Annotated in this window: 15 protein-coding genes; 11 read left to right on the top strand and 4 right to left on the bottom strand. The window is 65.4% G+C overall.

Translation table 11 applies throughout. The features are described from left to right. Window positions 1-42: 42 nt before the first annotated feature. Window positions 43-726, bottom strand: a complete 684-nt coding sequence (locus N6H05_RS21665) for a GNAT family N-acetyltransferase (protein ID WP_284114293.1) — start codon at window positions 724-726, stop codon at window positions 43-45. A gap of 131 nt (window positions 727-857) precedes the next feature. On the opposite strand from N6H05_RS21665, the gene N6H05_RS21660 reads away from it, so the two are divergent. Then, window positions 858-2,849, top strand: coding sequence for a putative bifunctional diguanylate cyclase/phosphodiesterase (locus tag N6H05_RS21660; RefSeq protein WP_284111633.1), 1,992 nt, complete (start codon window positions 858-860; stop codon window positions 2,847-2,849). 3 nt (window positions 2,850-2,852) lie between these two features. Here the strand turns inward: N6H05_RS21660 and N6H05_RS21655 are convergent, their stop codons facing one another. Continuing rightward, the gene (locus N6H05_RS21655) at window positions 2,853-3,788 is read right to left on the bottom strand and encodes a crotonase/enoyl-CoA hydratase family protein (RefSeq protein WP_284111632.1); all 936 of its coding nucleotides are present in this window, start codon (window positions 3,786-3,788) and stop codon (window positions 2,853-2,855) included. Between the two features lie 235 nt (window positions 3,789-4,023). On the opposite strand from N6H05_RS21655, the gene N6H05_RS21650 reads away from it, so the two are divergent. Next, window positions 4,024-4,206 carry a hypothetical protein gene (locus N6H05_RS21650; protein ID WP_284111631.1) on the top strand — a complete coding sequence of 61 codons (183 nt, stop codon included), beginning with the start codon at window positions 4,024-4,026 and terminating at the stop codon, window positions 4,204-4,206. 59 nt (window positions 4,207-4,265) lie between these two features. Next, on the top strand, window positions 4,266-5,396 hold the full coding sequence (gene tgt / locus N6H05_RS21645) for a tRNA guanosine(34) transglycosylase Tgt (RefSeq protein WP_284111630.1): 1,131 nt from the start codon (window positions 4,266-4,268) through the stop codon (window positions 5,394-5,396). A 7-nt stretch (window positions 5,397-5,403) separates the two neighbouring features. Here tgt and N6H05_RS21640 read toward each other — a convergent pair whose 3' ends face one another. Both N6H05_RS21640 and N6H05_RS21635 read right to left on the bottom strand, forming a co-directional pair. Then, on the bottom strand, window positions 5,404-6,957 hold the full coding sequence (locus N6H05_RS21640) for a sensor histidine kinase (RefSeq protein ID WP_284111628.1): 1,554 nt from the start codon (window positions 6,955-6,957) through the stop codon (window positions 5,404-5,406). Window positions 6,958-7,016: 59 nt separating this feature from the next. Next, a complete protein-coding gene (locus N6H05_RS21635) occupies window positions 7,017-7,211 on the bottom strand; it encodes a NepR family anti-sigma factor (protein WP_004211312.1) in 195 nt (64 codons plus the stop codon). 332 nt (window positions 7,212-7,543) lie between these two features. Here N6H05_RS21635 and N6H05_RS21630 point away from each other — a divergent pair, with 332 nt between their 5' ends. The 8 genes from N6H05_RS21630 (at window position 7,544) to N6H05_RS21595 (ending at window position 16,804) form a co-directional block, all read left to right on the top strand. Then, entirely contained in the window at window positions 7,544-8,338 is a 795-nt protein-coding gene (locus N6H05_RS21630; protein ID WP_004211315.1) for a response regulator, read from the top strand. A 93-nt stretch (window positions 8,339-8,431) separates the two neighbouring features. Further along, window positions 8,432-8,563, top strand: a complete 132-nt coding sequence (locus tag N6H05_RS21625) for a hypothetical protein (RefSeq protein WP_284111626.1) — start codon at window positions 8,432-8,434, stop codon at window positions 8,561-8,563. A gap of 82 nt (window positions 8,564-8,645) precedes the next feature. Continuing rightward, window positions 8,646-9,395: a sigma-70 family RNA polymerase sigma factor gene (locus N6H05_RS21620; protein WP_502958947.1), complete on the top strand. Its 750-nt coding sequence runs from the start codon at window positions 8,646-8,648 to the stop codon at window positions 9,393-9,395. Between the two features lie 82 nt (window positions 9,396-9,477). Further along, window positions 9,478-9,735, top strand: a complete 258-nt coding sequence (locus N6H05_RS21615; protein ID WP_284111624.1) for a hypothetical protein — start codon at window positions 9,478-9,480, stop codon at window positions 9,733-9,735. 205 nt (window positions 9,736-9,940) lie between these two features. Continuing rightward, on the top strand, window positions 9,941-11,329 hold the full coding sequence (locus N6H05_RS21610) for a TIGR03013 family XrtA/PEP-CTERM system glycosyltransferase (RefSeq protein WP_284111623.1): 1,389 nt from the start codon (window positions 9,941-9,943) through the stop codon (window positions 11,327-11,329). Window positions 11,330-11,339: 10 nt separating this feature from the next. Further along, window positions 11,340-13,421 carry an XrtA/PEP-CTERM system histidine kinase PrsK gene (gene prsK, locus N6H05_RS21605; protein ID WP_284111622.1) on the top strand — a complete coding sequence of 694 codons (2,082 nt, stop codon included), beginning with the start codon at window positions 11,340-11,342 and terminating at the stop codon, window positions 13,419-13,421. Next, entirely contained in the window at window positions 13,421-14,785 is a 1,365-nt protein-coding gene (gene prsR / locus N6H05_RS21600) for a PEP-CTERM-box response regulator transcription factor (RefSeq protein ID WP_284111621.1), read from the top strand. Before prsK ends, prsR begins: the two co-directional genes overlap by 1 nt. 3 nt (window positions 14,786-14,788) lie before the next feature. Next, entirely contained in the window at window positions 14,789-16,804 is a 2,016-nt protein-coding gene (locus tag N6H05_RS21595; RefSeq protein ID WP_284111620.1) for a tetratricopeptide repeat protein, read from the top strand. Window positions 16,805-16,823: the final 19 nt, after the last annotated feature.

Raw genomic sequence — 16,823 nt, 5'->3', positions numbered from 1 at the left:
GTCGTTTCTGCTGTCCTACAGCCATCGGGACGGCCTATGCCGTCAATGGTTCCTTGAAATCACCGTCATCGGCAATAGCGCCCGCACCTGAAAGCCCAGCGTTTCATAGAGCGCGATCGTCCGGTCATGGCTGGCATAGGCGTGGAGGAAGGGCGTTTCGCCGCGGTCCAGCATCGCCTGCATCACGATCCGCATCAGCGCCCCGGCATAGCCGCGCCCGCGCGCATCGGGATGGGTGCAGACGCCGCTGACCTCCGCAAAGCCCGGCATCCGCATCCGCTCGCCTGCCATCGCGATCAATCGTCCATCCGCATCATGCACGCCGACGAAACGGCCCAGTCGATGGGTGAGTGGGTGGAACGGCCCCGGCCGGGTCAGCAGCGCCAGATCGCGCATCGTGGCGCCATCGGCTTCCTCCAGCACGCGCCAGGTAAAATCAGCGGGTGGGGCAGGGGTGATCGTCGGTGCGATCATCTGCGCCAGTCGGGCGGTGCGCATGACGGTGACGCCCGCAGGCGGCGTTTCGGCATCCGGCCCGACCAGCCACAGCTCGCCGTCATCGGGCACCAGGGCAGCCAGGGCATGTCGGGCCGCTTCGCTGTCATCGGCGGCGGCACCAAAGGGACCGTAAAGCGGGCCGATTCGCTTCGCCCGTTCGTCTCCCTCGGCCCGATCGGACCATCCGCTGCACAGTGTGTTCCAGACAGGGCGGTCGAGCGGGTGCATCATGGCTCCATAATTGGGCATCGTCGCGCCGCGTTACCATGCGACCGGGGCGGTGCAAGCCATGGATTGATCTGCTTTGGTGGGCATCTGATTTACCAAATCTCAAGGCTGATCCGCCACTATGCTGGCACGTGTCACGCCTCGTCCGCCATCTGTGCGCAGTCCTGCGCGCGCGCTTTGCGCCCCGTACCCAGCAGAATGCTGAGGTGCAGGACAGCCTCGTCAAAGCGCTTTATGCCTCCCCGGCATCGCTGCTTTCTGGCGCGATTTCAGGAGGTTCGCTCAGTATCGTGATCGCCTGGCAGGCCCATGTCCTGACCATGCACATCATCGCCGCGCTGGTCCTGATCGTGGGAATCAGTCGCTCCATTTCGGCCGTCTATTTCCAGCGCGCGCTGGCGCATCAGGATGGTCCGGCGCGTCCGATCTGGGGTGTCGCCTATGAAATGGGCGCCTGGATCTATGCCGCGCTGCTCGGGCTTCAGTCGCTCGCGACGCTGACGATCAGCCAGGATGCGACCCTGCATGTGCTGGCCGTCGGCATGGTCGCCTCCTATGCGGGCGGCATTTCCGGCCGCAATGCCGGCCGGGTCCATGTCGCGGTCGGCCAGACCTGCTTCACCATGCTGCCGACCTCCATCGGCCTGCTGATCGCCGGCGGCGTCGGCTATGTCGTTCTCGGTGTCCTGTGCTTCCTGATGATCTTCGCCATGGCGGAAATCACCAAGACCACCCACCGCATCGTGCTGGAAGCGATGCAGGGCAAGCAGGAGAAGAGCAACCTTGCGATCAAGTTCGAGCGGCTGGCCCGCTATGACAGCCTGACCGGGGTGGAAAACCGCATGGCGATGCAGATGCGGCTGCGCGACCTGTTCGACAATCGCATTTCCGATGCGGATCAGACCGCCGTCCTGTGGATGGACCTCGACCGGTTCAAGGAAATCAACGACACGCTGGGCCATATCGTCGGCGACCAGCTTCTGTGCCAGGTGGCCGAACGGCTGACCCGTGCGCTCGACCGGCGCGGCCATGTCGCGCGCTTCGGCGGCGACGAGTTCGTGCTGATCTGCCCCGGCGTCAGCCGCATCCAGGCCGAAGTGATTGCGGGCGACATCACCCGCATTCTGGCCGGCGATTTCGAGGTTGGCGGCCATCATCTGAGTATTTCCGCCTCGATGGGCATCGCCGTTGCGCCGGAAGATGGCGCCGATGGCGACGAACTGCTGCAGCATGCCGATCTGGCGCTCTACAAGGCCAAGCATGCCGGCCGAAACCGCCATGCCCAGTTCGACTGGACCATGAAGGAGCGGCAGAACCGCACCTATGAACTGGAGACCGGGCTGCGCAGCGCGCTCGCCAATGGCGAGCTGCAACTTCATTATCAGCCGATCTTCGATACCGAGACTGGCCGGATCACCATCTGCGAGGCGCTGATGCGCTGGCAGCATCCCGAACTGGGCTGGATTTCCCCGGCCGAGTTCATCCCGATCGCCGAAAGCTCGGCCCTGATCGAGCCGATGACCAACTGGGCGCTGGCCCAGGCGTGCCGCGACGCGATGGGCTGGGACGAGGATATTCGGGTCGCGGTCAACATTTCGCCCGCACTCATCAAGACCGATGGCCTGCCGCGCGCGGTCATTTCCGCGCTGCTCCAGTCGGGGCTCAAGGCGCGCCGGCTGGAGCTGGAAGTCACCGAATCCATCTTCTTGGAAGATGACCGCCGCACCCATCTGATCCTGAGCGAATTGCGCCGTATCGGCTTGCGCCTGGCGCTCGACGATTTCGGCACCGGCTATTCCTCGCTGGGCGCCTTGCGCACCCATGAGTTCGACACGATCAAGGTCGATCAGAGCTTCATGCGCGGCGTCGGCGAAAATCCCCGCGACCGGGCGATCGCCCAATCCGTCGCCTATCTCGCCCGCGCGCTGGAGGTGGAGACGGTGGCCGAGGGGATCGAGACCGAGGAGCAGTTGCGCTACGCCCGCGAAACCGGCTTCACCAACGTCCAGGGCTTCGTCCTCAGCCGGCCGGTCCCGATCGGCGAGTTGCAGGCCCTGCTCAACCGCAACAGGGCCGATGTTCATGACATGGCGGCGCTGATCCGCCAGCGCCGCCTGGCCTGATCCTTATTTGGTCAGCCGCGTCTGCGCCGACGCCAGCCGGCGCATCATGCGGATATCCTTGAGGTCGGTCTTGAGCGCCGAAGCGGCCCAATTCTCGACAATATCCTTCAGTTCGTCATGGTGCAGCGGATCGACCCGGCGCCCGGCTTCATAGACGCCGACATGGCCGGCATGATGCGGGCGATTGCGGGCGACGAAATCGCGCACCGCCGCTTCGCCCTCGCCATCCTCGACAAGCGTATGGACGATGCCCATGTCGAACATCTCTTCCGCGGTGAAGACCTTGCCCGACAGGATCATGCGCTCGGCTGCCAGCCGGCCCAGCTTGCGCGACAGGATCGAATAGGCGCCCATGCCGGGGAACAGGCCGAACAGCATTTCCGGCAGACCGAAACGGGCGCTGCGCTCGGCGATCACCACGTCGAAACAGAGCAGCGCCTCGAACCCGCCGCCCAGCGCATCGCCCTGCGCCAGCGCGATCGATACCACCGGCATGTCGCCATTGCGCCAGGTGCGATGGACCACGTCGATGCAGGCATGGCCATATTGGACCAGGCCGGGCAGGTCGCCGCGCTCGATGCAGCCGGCGAACAGTTCGAGGTCGCCGCCCAGGTTGAACACGCCGGGGAAGCGGGAACCTGCGACCATATATTTGACCGGCAACTGGCCCGCATCGAACAGCCGCTTGGTCTCGGCATACCAGTAGCGGACGTCGCGCAGCATGGTCATGCTGAAATTGGGGCGATTGGCCGGGGTCATGAACGCCCAGAGGATTTCGGATTCGGCCTCCCACTGCACGTCGATCTGGCCCAGGTCGAACAGTTGGGAAGGGGCGGGAGGCGACGTTACGGCATCCTCGCCAAGGCTTTCGATCTCGAATGCCGCTTCGACCTCGGTCGCGCGCTCGTCAGCTGCACTAAAGCGTCCTGAATCAATCATGTGCGCCCCATTTTTCTCTTGAATCTGAACCTTCGACGGTCGGCGCGCATGATGCAGTGCGGGACAAATAGTTGACAGATCATTAACCATTTTTATCCGCAACTGTTGCCCGGAAAGCGCGGTAAATGCGCCGAAATGGAGATTGTTGTTGCGATATCGCAACAGAAATTTTCGTTTTCCCTTTTTAGCCCGTCTGCTCAGCCCTTTGTTAACCATTGTTAATTAGAGCGATCGCATGGACATGCATCGCCTTCCGGCCCGTAAGAATGTGACACTCACGCTACAGGATGCGCAGGGCCAGCCCTGGACCTTGCGCCTGTCCACCGATTGCCTGCGCTTCATCGGCCGCTATCGCCGGGTCGAGGGATTCGACATCGACGCGATGACCCTGTTCGACGGCGTCAGCCGGGCCGGCTGAAACGTCGCTCGCGCCGCGCTGCTCTTGTGCGCGCGGGCGTTCGCTCCTAGAGCGCGGCGATGACCAAGCCCCGCTTTTCCTTCTCGATCGCCGCCACCGACGGCAAGGCCCGCACCGGCGCGATCCAGATGCGCCGCGGCGAGATCCGCACACCCGCCTTCATGCCGGTCGGCACCGCCGCCACCGTCAAGGCGATGCGCCCGGCCGAAGTGCGTGCCACCGGCGCCGACATCATCCTGGGCAACACCTATCATCTGATGCTGCGCCCCGGCGCCGAACGCATGGCACGGCTGGGCGGACTGCACGGCTTCATGGGCTGGGACCGGCCGATCCTGACCGACAGCGGCGGCTATCAGGTGATGAGCCTCAGCGCCCTTACCAAGATGAGCGAGGAGGGGGTCGCCTTCTCCAGCCATCTCGACGGGTCCAAGCATATGCTCAGCCCCGAGCGCTCGATGGAAATCCAGCGACTGCTCGACAGCGACATCGTCATGGCCTTTGACGAATGCACCAAGAATGGCTGCACCCATGAAGAGGCCGCCCGGTCGATGGAGCGATCGATGCGCTGGGCCAAGCGCTCGCGCGACGGCTTTGACGCGGGCGGCGACCATGCGGAGCGCGCGGCGCTGTTCGGTATCCAGCAGGGCTCGCTCAACGAAGGATTGCGCAGGATTTCGGCGGAAAAGCTGATCGAGATCGGCTTTGACGGCTATGCCGTGGGCGGCCTGGCGGTGGGCGAGGGGCAGGAAGCGATGTTTGCCACGCTCGACTTCGCGCCCGACATGCTGCCCCAGGACAAGCCGCGTTATCTGATGGGCGTGGGCAAGCCCGACGATATCGTCGGCGCCGTGGAGCGCGGCATCGACATGTTCGATTGCGTGCTGCCGACCCGGTCGGGCCGCAATGGCCAGGCTTTCACCTGGGCCGGCCCGCTCAACATCCGCAACGCCAAGTTCAACGAGGATCTGGGCCCGCTCGATCCGCGTTGCGGCTGCCCGGTCTGCGCGACCTGGAGCCGCGCCTATCTCCATCATCTGGTGAAGTCGGGCGAAATGCTGGGCGCGATGCTGATGACCCAGCATAACATCCACTTCTATCAGGAACTGATGCAGGGCCTGCGCGACAATATCGCGGCCGGCACATTGTCGACCTTCACGGCCGATTTCCGCCGCGACTATCAGCGGGTCTGACGCTTTTTCAGGGAATGACGCTGATCGCGATGCTGTAGCGGCCCGCTTCGGCATCATGATCGAGCGGGGAGCGGAGCTGGCGCGACAGGCCGGTCAGCACCCGGCCATAACGTTCGTTCAGCAACAGCGTCATTTCCGGCCCGGCGCGCAGCGCGGGCGACGCCATCTGCAACAGGGCGCGGTCGTTGCGATCGGCCTCCAGATGCACGGAGATCCGCATCGTCGCGCGCGGATCGGACAGCATCGCCAGTTCGACCAGTTCGGTCACCAGGAAGGCGACCGGGACGGCGACATCCTGGCTGATGTGCAGATCATCGTCGCTGTCGATCTGGATGCCGAAACGGCGCGCCTCATGCGGGGCGGTGCCGCGCAGGCTGGCGGACAATTCGCTGATCAGCGGACGCACGCCGACGCCGCGATTTTCCTCCAGCTCGGCAAAATGGTTGCGATGGACAACCGACAGGGCATCGACCCGGCGCTGGATCGATCCATAGGCCGACACCGCTTCGGGCTCATGCGCCGACCGGGCATGCAGGCTGATCAGGCTGGCGATGATCTGCAGGTTGTTCTTGACCCGATGATGCACCTCGCGCGTCAGCTTGCGCTGGGTGTCGAGCGCGGCGGCCATTTCCGCCTCATGCGTGGCGACATCCTCGCTGATCTCGCGAAAGGTATCGCCCAGGTCGCTGATTTCGTGCGCGGGGGTGCGGATGCGCCGCAATGGTTCCAGCACTTCGCCGGGCTGATAGGCGGCGACCTGGCGCCGCAGCAGCACCAACGGGCGGATCAGCAGCCGATTGACCACGAACCAGCCGATCGCGGCGGCCGCGAACCACATCACCAGCGGCAGGAACAGCGACAGCAATCGGGCGATCGTCGCCGGCGGCTCGCGTACCGTCATGGTCAGCAATATGTCGGGCGGGTCGAGTCGGGCGGACAGGCTGCTGCTATGGCCGTCGATCCGGCTGCCGGGGCGGCTGACGATCATCTGCCGCTCGCCCTGGCGCAGGCTCAGTTGCCGGTTCTGCAGCGCGGTCGCGGGATCGGCGACGCTTTCGAGATGCGGCCGCGAATAATAGGCCAGCGCCGCGACGCGGTTGTCATGGCTGTGAGTGCGCGACAGCAGGAAGTCGCCGGACGACAGCAGTTCGACGCGCGGACCGATGAAACGGCGCGCGGGCGGAATGCCGGCCGGCTCCGGCGTGGCCGATCCGCACAGCTTCTTGCCAGATCGGTCGTAGATATAGAATCGGATGCCGTTCCGGTCCTGCGCGGTGAGGAAGAAGGAGAGGCGGTTGCAGATTTCGCCGTCGGCCTTGCCATCGGCCAGCGCGTTGACGGTCAGGCCCAGCGCGGTGCGATCGGCGTTGAGATCGGCGGTCAACTTGCGCGCGCTCTGCGTTACGGCGACGCGCAACAACGCCTCCTTCTCCAGGTCGGCGGTGCGAATCGCCTGCAGCGACGCGACCAGCGCGATCAGCCCCAGCGGCAGTAGCGCGAGCGTCAGGATGAGGAACATCTTGACGCCGGTGGACCGGAGATAGACGCCGAACATGGTCATGGGGGATCGAGAGGGTCCTTGTATGGGCGGCAGGGAAATGCCGCCCCGACCAGCGTTGATCAGTCCAGTTTGCTGAGCAGGTCCAGCATTTCGGCGGGAATATCTTCGTCGACCGTGCGCTGATAGACGGACTTGAGCACCTGGGACACCTGGGCCTCGTCCTTTTTCGCGGCCGTGCGGCGCTTGCGTGGTTCGGGCGCAGTCTTCATGTCGCGGTCGCGGATGGTCGTGCCGACGTCAATATCCCCTCCCATCCTGTCCCGTTCCGTTGTTGAAGAAACCAAAATCAGCCCCTTTGAAGCTAAATCCGTGACGCCAGCCTGCCCGCTATTTCGCCGCAACGCATAGCGGCGTCAATTCACCAAGCTGGGCAAATTTCACCAAAAAGCCGTTACCGTCGAAAAAACCGAACGAGAGTGAAACAAATCCTGGTGTCGATGGTTCCGGCATTCGAAGCATTTTTTGCACCGTCGGTCATTCGGCGGCAGGGGGAGAGGGGGTTGCCAGCGCGGCATCGTCATCCCATCCTCCAGCGGAGCCGATGTTTCGGACAACAGGCCCGACAGGGCAGGGAGAAGACTTACCGATGTCGCTTGGACAGCAACTGCACCCCCATCTTCCTTTCTTGCGGCGCTATGCGCGCGCACTCACGGGCAGCCAGACTCATGGCGATGCCTATGTCCGCGCCACGCTCGAAGCGATCGTCGCCGCGCCGGAGGAGTTTCCCAGCGGCGTCGATCCTCGCCTTGGCCTCTACAAGACCTTCCATGCGATCTGGTCGTCCTCGCACCTGGATGACGAGCCCGGCTTCTCGGGCTCGATCGGGCAGGAGGCGATCGCCCATGCCCGCCTGGCACGGCTGACCCCGCTGCCGCGCCAGGCGCTGCTACTGACCGCGCTAGAAGGCTTCACCACGGAAGATGCCGGCTATCTGATCGGTCTCGACACCGCCGATGTCGAAGCCCTGGTCGAGGAAGCGCTGGAGGAGATCGAGGCGCAGACCCGTGCCAAGGTGCTCATCATCGAGGATGAGCCTATCATCGCGATGGATATCGAGACGATCGTGCGCGACCTTGGCCATGACGTGACTGCCATTGCCGTGACCCGCGAGGATGCGGTGCGCGAGGCGCTGGCGGAGCGACCCGGCCTGGTGCTGGCCGATATCCAGCTGGCCGATGATTCGAGCGGCATCGACGCGGTGAAGGACATTCTCGCCGAATTCTCGGTGCCGGTGATCTTCATCACCGCCTTCCCCGAACGGCTGCTGACCGGCGAACGGCCCGAGCCGACCTTCCTCATCACCAAGCCGTTCCAGCGCTCGACGGTCAAGGCCGCGATCTCGCAGGCGCTTTTCTTCGACGAGGCGACCGCCCCGGCCTGACCCTGTTTTTCCGCCGGCCGATCCTTTGTCACGGCCGGTGGAACCCTCCCCGACTTAACGCGTTAAATATGCGTAACGATTCGGAGAGGGCCGATGGCCGACGAGGAGCAACATATCTCGACGCAGGACGCACGGGGCGGCGCGACGCCGCACGTCGTTCGCTATGTGCTGGGCATTTCGCTCGCACTGGCCGTGATCGTGATGCTGCTCGTGCTCTTGCGGTGAGGCAATGGGAAAAATGGGCGTTTCTAGGGGTATCTTGGGAATTGGCCTTTGGCGGTAATCGAACTAGGGTGCGGATGCATATATGGCTTTGACGACTTCGGTTCATGCAGCGAGGGCGACAGTCGAAACGGGGGTTGCTGCCGTGGATGAAGGGCTGAACCAGGCGCCGCGCGAGGCACTGTCGGACGGCGAGTTCAAGCGTGAACTCGCCGCAGTCATTCCGCATCTGCGCGCCTTCGGGCGATCCCTGTCGGGCAATCGCGACACCGCCGACGATCTTGTCCAGGAAACCCTGCTCAAGGCCTGGGCCGCCCGTGCTCGCTTCCAGGCCGGCACCAATATGCGTGCGTGGACCTTCATCATCCTGCGCAACCATTATCTCTCGCAGATGCGCCGGTCGCGCTTCCGTGGCGACTGGGACGACCTGACGGCCGACCGGCTGCTTGCCGCGCCCGCGGGCCAGGACAAGCATGTCGAACTCAGTGACATGCAGCGCGCTCTACTGCAATTGCCCCAGCCCCAACACGAGGCACTGATCCTCGTCGGCGCGGGTGGCTTTGCCTATGAGGAAGCGGCGGAAATCTGCGGCGTCGCGGTCGGCACGATCAAGAGTCGTGTGGCCCGTGGCCGCGCCGCGCTCGAACAGATATTGGAGGAGGGCGCGCTGCCCTCGCGCCGAACGCAGGAAACGACCGATACGGCGGTGCTGGACGAAATCATGGACGATGTCGATCGCCTGAGCCGTGGCCGCATTTCCGACAATCTGGTCGACCATGGCGCCGGCGAAGACGACGGCGATGACGACATGGGGGGCAAGACCGCCGAAGATTGAGGGCGGGATGCACTTGCCCCGGCGTGATCGGGAACGATCCGCCCGGCTTGGCGGTTGAAATGCCATGGGAAGGATGGAAGCCATGGGCAGCGACCCGCAACATCGACAGGATCGGACCGGGCGACGCTCGGATCGTCCGCAAGGCAGCGGCGGCATCGTCTTCGCGCTGGTAGCGCTGGCCCTGATCCTGGCGATAGGCTTCTTCTACCTCACCAGCGAAAGTCGCGAGGATCGGCGCGCCGACGCCATTACTCAGGCGGCGAATTCGGTCGACAATGGTGCCCGGATCGTGGGTGAAGCCGCGCGCAATGCCGCGGACAAACTGCGCAACAACAACTGAACCTCCTTGCGATCGGGTGGTACAAGGCGAACCGGTGTCGTCTTGATTTACAGTCGTTGGCGCCATCTTCAGATTTTCTTTGCCATTTTCAGGCAGGCTCAGAGCCCTGTCGGATTTCCTTACAGCTTATTGTAAGGCTGGGCCGACTCCAGTTGGCGGCCCTTCCCGACCGGAGGGGCGGTGCTGCGGGAAGAAGCGCGATACGATGATCAGGCTGTTCAAACATTATGTCCCCCATGCGGTGCTGCTGCTTGGCCTGCTCGATTTCCTGCTGCTGATCGGCGCGGCGGAAGCGGGCTGGATTCTGCGCGCGCATCAGATCGGCATGGATGTCGAGCCGATCGCGACCCGCATCGGCCCGCTGCTGAGCTTCGCCTTCGCCATCCAGACCGGCATGATCGCGGTCGGCGTCTACAGCCCCGAAGCGCTGCAATCGATCCGTTTCGCCTTCGCCCGCCTGCTGGTCGCCATCTCGCTCGGCGTCATATTCCTCTCGGTCATGTATTTCCTGCTGCCCGGCATCACCCTGTGGCGCTCCAATTCGCTCTACGCGATGGGGCTGGCGATGGGGCTGCTGCTACTGGCTCGCATGCTGCTCGGCTCGCTGCTCGGCGGCGAGGCGTTCAAGCGCCGCCTTGTCGTGCTGGGGGCCGGCCGGCGCGCCAACCGCATCCGCGACCTGGAACAGAAGCGTGGCGCCGGTTTCCTGGTGGTCGGCTATATCGCCATGAATGACGGCGATCAGGTGGTGGAGGAGGCGATCAACCGCACCGCCATCTACAATATGTCCGACTATGTGGTGCGTCTCAATGCCAGCGAGGTCGTGCTCGCGCTGGAGGAACGGCGCAACGCCATCCCCATGTCCGACCTGTTGCGGATCAAGACCACCGGCGTTCATGTCAATGACCTCTCCACTTTCCTGGAGCGCGAGACCGGGCGCGTCGATCTCGACAGCGTCAATCCCAGCTGGCTGATCTTTTCCGATGGCTTTTCCGCCGGTCGTCGCCTGTCGAGCATCGCCAAGCGCATCTTCGATATCATCGCCAGTTCGATCCTGCTGCTGCTGACCGGCCCGATCATCCTGTTCGCCGCCTTGCTGGTGAAGCTCGACAGCCGTGGCCCGGCTTTCTACCGGCAGCAGCGCGTCGGTCTGTTTGGCCAGGAATTCTGGATCGTGAAGCTGCGCACCATGCGCCAGGATGCCGAGGTCAAGGGCCAGGCGGTCTGGGCGGAGAAGGATGATCCGCGCATCACGCGCCTGGGCTATTGGCTGCGCAAGTTGCGGATCGACGAGCTGCCCCAGAGCTGGACCGTGCTGAAGGGCGAGATGAGCTTCGTCGGTCCGCGTCCGGAACGGCGCCAGTTCGTCGAGGATCTGGAGCAGCATCTGCGCTATTATGCCGAACGGCACATGGTGAAGCCCGGCATCACCGGCTGGGCCCAGATCAACTATCCCTATGGCGCGTCGATCGAGGACGCTCGCCACAAGCTGGAATATGATCTTTATTATGCCAAGAATTACACGCCCTTCCTGGATCTGCTGATCCTGATCCAGACGGTGCGGGTGATCCTCTGGCCCGACGGCGCACGCTGAGCGGCAGGCGATGAGCGCGCTGCTGCAATTCATCGGCGACTGGGGCCATGCACTGGCCGCGGTCCTGTTCGCCGCGCTTGGCATCTTCATCCTGCGGCGCCGGGACGATGCGGCCGAGCCGCGCATGCTCGCCAGCGCGCTGCTGCTGACCTCCTGCTGGGCGCTCTATGTCTCGTTCGGCGGCGTCGACAAACCGCTGTCGGGGATTGCCGAAAGCGTCCGCAACGCCGCCTGGCTGATGCTGCTGTTCGTCATGCTGCGGCGCGGCCCGGCCTCGCGCAGCGGGGCGCTGGTCGCCGTCGGCCTCGTCTATCTCGCCGTTGCCGGCCTCATTTTCCTACAGACCTCGACCGATCTTACCTGGCGGCAATTGCCCGTCCGCAGCGACCTGCATCAGATGCTGGTGGCGGTGTCGCTGGTGCTGCGGATGATGACGGCGATCGGCTGCCTGCTGCTGGTCCATCATCTCTACACCGCCTGGCCCTCGCGCGATCGCGGGCGGGTGTCGCTGTTGCTCGGCGCGCTGGCGGCGATGTGGACCTATGACCTCAATCTCTATGTCATCGGCTATTTCGCGATGGACCGGGTCAACGAACTCTATGCGCTGCGTGGGCCGCTGATGGCGCTGCTGGCGCCGGTGATCGCGATCGGCATGCGCAAGGAAATGGCCGGGCGGCTGCAATTGTCGCGCACCATCGCCTTCCAGTCGCTGTCGCTGGTCGCGGTCGGCCTCTATGTCGTGGTGCTGACCGCGGCGGCGGTGCTGATCGAGATGATCGCCGGCCCCTATGCGCGGGTGGTGGAGATTGGCGCGGTCTTCTTCGTCGCGGTGACCGCGCTCGTCCTGCTGCCCTCGCCACAGATGCGCGCGCTGTGGAAGGTGCAGGTCGCCAAGCATTTCTTCCAGCATCGCTACGACTATCGCACCGAATGGATGCGCTTTGGCGAAACCATCGGCCGTCCGGGCGAAAATGCCCCGCCGCTGGGCGAGCGGGTGGCCAAGGCGGTCGCCGACATCACCGATTCCCCCGCCGCGCTGTTGCTGCTGCGCACCGATGACGGTCGGCTGGCGTTCGAGGCGCAATGGAACTGGCCGCAGGAGCCGATCGCCGGCTTGTCCCTGCCGCTCGATCAACTGGAAAGCTGGGAAAAAAGCGGGTGGATCGTCGACGTCGGTCGCATCCGCGATGGCGACGCCACCTTCGACCTGCCGCCTTGGCTGATCGAGGATGCCCATGTCTGGGCGCTGGTGCCGCTGCTCCATTATGGCCGTCTGATCGGCGCGATCCTGCTTGCGCCGCCGCCGATCGACCGCCGCCTCGACTGGGAGGATTTCGACATGCTGCGCGCTGCCGGGCGCCAGGCGGCGACCCATATCAGCGAGGCGCAGGGGCAGCAGGCGCTCGACGACGCCCAGCGCTTCGACGAGTTCAACCGCCGCTTCGCCTTCATCGCGCATGACATCAAGAATCTGGTCAGCCAATTGTCCCTGCTCTCGCGCAATGCCGAGCGACACGCCGACAATCCCGATTTTCGCGCCGACATGCTGCTGACGCTCAAGGAGTCGGTGGGCAAGATGAACGACATGCTTGCCCGGCTGTCGCAGCATAACAAGGGCCGGCCCGAAGAGCCGCGCCCGGTGGCGCTGGCGCCGCTGGTCGATCAGGTTGTGCGCAGCCGCGCCCGCCAGCGGGCCATTACCGTTAGCGGTGACGTGCCGGTCGCGCTCGCCGATCCGGCGCGGGTCGAGCAGATACTGGTCCATCTGCTGCAAAATGCGATCGATGCCAGCGATGCCGATCGCCCGGTCGAACTGCATCTGGGCAGCGCGCATGGCCAGGCGACGCTGGCTGTGGTCGATCAGGGCTGCGGCATGACCGCCGAATTCATCCGCCGCGATCTGTTCAAGCCCTTTTCGTCCAGCAAGGCCGGCGGCTTTGGCCTCGGCGCTTTCGAGGCGCGCAGCTTGGCCGAGGCGATGGGCGGGCGGATCGACGTGGAAAGCAAACCCGGCGTGGGGAGCCGTTTCACCCTGCGCCTGCCGCTGGCGCCTGCGCCGGCGCGCGATGATGTTCAAGGAAAGGCCGCCTGATGAGCGACACCCGCCCCAAATTGCTGATCGTCGAGGATGATCCCGGCCTGCAGCGGCAATTGCGCTGGGCCTATGAGGATTATCAGCTGTTCATCGCCGGCGATCGGCTCGAAGCGATCGAGATGCTGCGGATGGAGGCGCCCGATGTGGTGACGCTCGACCTGGGCCTGCCGCCGGACCCGGACGGCACCAGCGAGGGCTTTGCCACGCTGGAGGAGATATTGCGCATCAAGCCCGATACCAAGGTGATCGTGGCGTCGGGCCATGGCGCACGGGAAAGCGCGCTCAATGCCATTTCCGGCGGCGCCTATGATTTCTACCAGAAGCCGGTCGACATTGACGAACTGGGCCTGATCGTTCGCCGCGCCTTCCATGTCCATGCGCTGGAACAGGAAAATGCGCGCCTCGCCGAAGCCGCGCCGGAGGGGGGCAGGGTGCTCGGCCGGATGATTACCGGCGCGCCGGAGATGATGCGGGTCGCCCGCACGATCGAGCGGGTCGCTAGCGCCGATGTCTCGGTCATGCTGCTGGGCGCCAGCGGCACCGGCAAGGAATTGCTGGCGCAGGGGCTGCATGATGCCAGCCCGCGTCGCGGCGGTGCCTTCGTCGCGATCAATTGCGCGGCCATCCCAGAAACCCTGCTGGAATCAGAACTGTTCGGGCATGAAAAGGGCGCCTTCACCGGCGCGGTCAAGACCACCCCCGGCAAGATCGAACAGGCGCAGGGCGGCACCCTGTTCCTGGACGAGGTTGGCGACATTCCCTTGCCCCTGCAGGTGAAGCTGCTGCGTTTCCTGCAGGAAAGGGTGATCGAACGGATCGGCGGGCGCCAGCCGATCGCGGTCGACACGCGCATCGTCTGCGCCACCCATCAGGATCTCGACGCGATGATCGCCGCCGCCAGCTTCCGCGAGGATCTCTATTATCGCCTCGCCGAAATCGTCATCCGCATCCCCGCGCTGCGCGATCGGCCGGGCGATCCGGCGCTGCTCGCGCGCCATTTCCTCACCCGCTTTGCGCAGGACATGAACACGCAGGTCAAAGGCTTCGCTCCCGATGCGCTCGCCGCACTCGACGCCTGGGGCTGGCCGGGCAATGTCCGCGAGCTGGAAAATCGCGTGAAGCGCGCGGTCATCATGGCGGATGGCAAGCATGTGACGGCGGCCGATCTCGATCTCGACGGCGATCGGGCCGAAGGCAGCGAGGTCGTCAATCTCAAGGCTGCGCGCGAAATGGCCGATCGTCGCGCCATTCGCCGGGCGATTGCGCGCACGGACGGCAATATTTCCAGTGCCGCCAAGATATTGGGGATCAGCCGGCCGACCCTCTATGACCTGCTCAAACAATATAAGATGCAGGGCTGATCGATGCGGCGCTCACGCCTGATCCTGCTGGCGGGCCTTGCCCTGCTGCTGCTGGCGCTGGCCGGCCTGTGGCAGTGGCGCGTGCATGAGGCGGACGGCAGTGCCGCGCTCGCGCGCGGGCTCGCTGCGCTGGATGCCGGCGATGCGCGCACCGCCCGGATCGAGCTGATGAACGCCATTCGCGGTAATCCGGCATCGCTCCCGGCGCGGCTGGGCCATGCCCGCGCACTGATGGAGCTGGGCGATGGCGCCGGGGCGCAGGCCGACCTGCTGCGCGCGCGCAAGCTGGGCGCCAGCGTCTCGGATACAAATGACCTGCTGGCGCAGGCGCTGCTGTTGCAGGGCGATGCCGATGGCGCCCTGCGCGCGGTGCAGGCGGACGAAGCAAAGTCGGCCGACGCGGCCCGTGTCGCCGCCCGCGCCTGGCAGGCCAAGGGCGACAATGATGCCGCCCAGCGCGCCTTTGACGATGCGCTGCATCTCGCCCCGCGCGCAGCCCGGACCTGGATCGATCTCGGCCGGTTCCGCCTGATGCTGGGCGACCAGGCCGGGGCGATTGCGGCGGCGGACAAGGCGCTGACGTTGGCACCGGGCGATCCGGATGCGCTGACCCTGCGCGGCATGCTGATCCGCGATCAATATGGGCTGGTGGCGGCGCTGCCCTGGTTCGAACGGGCGCTGGACGATCATCCCAATGCGCTTGCCCCGCTCACCGAATATGCCGCGACGCTGGCCGATGCCGGCCGTGCGAGCCGCGCGCTCAGCGTCAGCCGGCGCATCCTGGCGCTCGATCCCGGCAATCCGCGCGCCTGGATTTTGCAGGCGGTGATCGCTGCCCGCGCCGGTCGCACCGATCTTGCCCGCACCCTGCTGGCGCGCGCCGATGGCCGGCTGGATGACGAACCGGCGACCCGGTTGCTGCGCGGCGTGCTGCATCTGTCGGATGGCAATGCCGTGCTGGCGGCCGATGCGCTGGGGCCGCTGGTGGCGATGCAGCCCGACAATCGCGTGGCGCGCACGCTGCTGGCCCGCGCCGCCTATCTGACCGGCGACTATGCCGGCACGGCGGCGACGCTCGCGCCCCTTGTCGATCGCCATGATGCCGATCCCTATGTGCTGACGCTGGCCGCCCGCGCGCAGGAGCAACTGGGCGATCGCGCGCAGGCCGATGCGCTGCTGGCCCGCGCATCCTGGCCGGTGCGTCCCTCGTCGGACCTGCTGGGTGGGGCGAATGCCGTGATTGCGCCGCCGGCCGATGTCGCCACCGCGGCCGACAATATCCCCTATATCCGCGCGCTGCTGACGCAGGGGCGCACGGGCGAGGCGGTCGACCGCGCCGCGCTGCTGGCGCGCGCCAATCCCGGCGCGCCGGCCGCGCATGTGGTGCTGGGCGATGCGCTGGTCGCCGCCGGCCGGCCCGTCGATGCCGCCCGCAGTTTCGAGGCGGCGGCCAATATCCGGTTCGACCGCAATGCCGCACTGCGGCTGGTTGCGGCCTGGAGCGCGGCGGGCGCTCCTACCCGCGCCCTGCAACTCGTCCGCCTGTTCCTGGCGCAGAACCCGATGGATGTGGAGATGCAGCGACTGGCGGCCGGGGCGGCGATGCAGGCGCATGACTGGCGCGGTGCGCTGCGCCTTTTGCAGGCGGTGCAGGCGCAGACCGGCGGCCATGATGCGCTGCTGATGGCCGACCTGGCCCGTGCGAGCTTGGAAACGGGCTCGCCCGGCAAGGCGCGCCTCTATGCGGCCCAGGCCTATCGCCTGATGCCGGCCAATCCGGTCACCGCCGACATCTATGGCCTGGTGCTGCTGCGCACCGATGCGCAAGGGCCGGCGGCGATCGACCTGCTGGAAAAGGCGGTAGCCCTCGCGCCGCAAAACCCGCCCTTCCAGCTTCACCTCGGGCAGGCCTATGCCGCTGCCGGGCGCAAGGCGGAGGCGAAGCGCGCCCTGTCGCGCGCGGCAGCTACCAATTTCCCGGATCGCCAGTTGGCGCTCAAGGCGCTCGCTTCATTGTAAAAAAAAAAGCGCCCCTTGG

This window comes from Sphingobium sp. WTD-1 (genome assembly GCF_030128825.1).
In the GTDB taxonomy this organism is placed as follows: Bacteria; Pseudomonadota; Alphaproteobacteria; order Sphingomonadales; family Sphingomonadaceae; genus Sphingobium.
The sequence above is the reverse complement of the archived record's forward strand: the minus strand, read 5'-3'. Positions and strand labels throughout refer to the sequence as shown.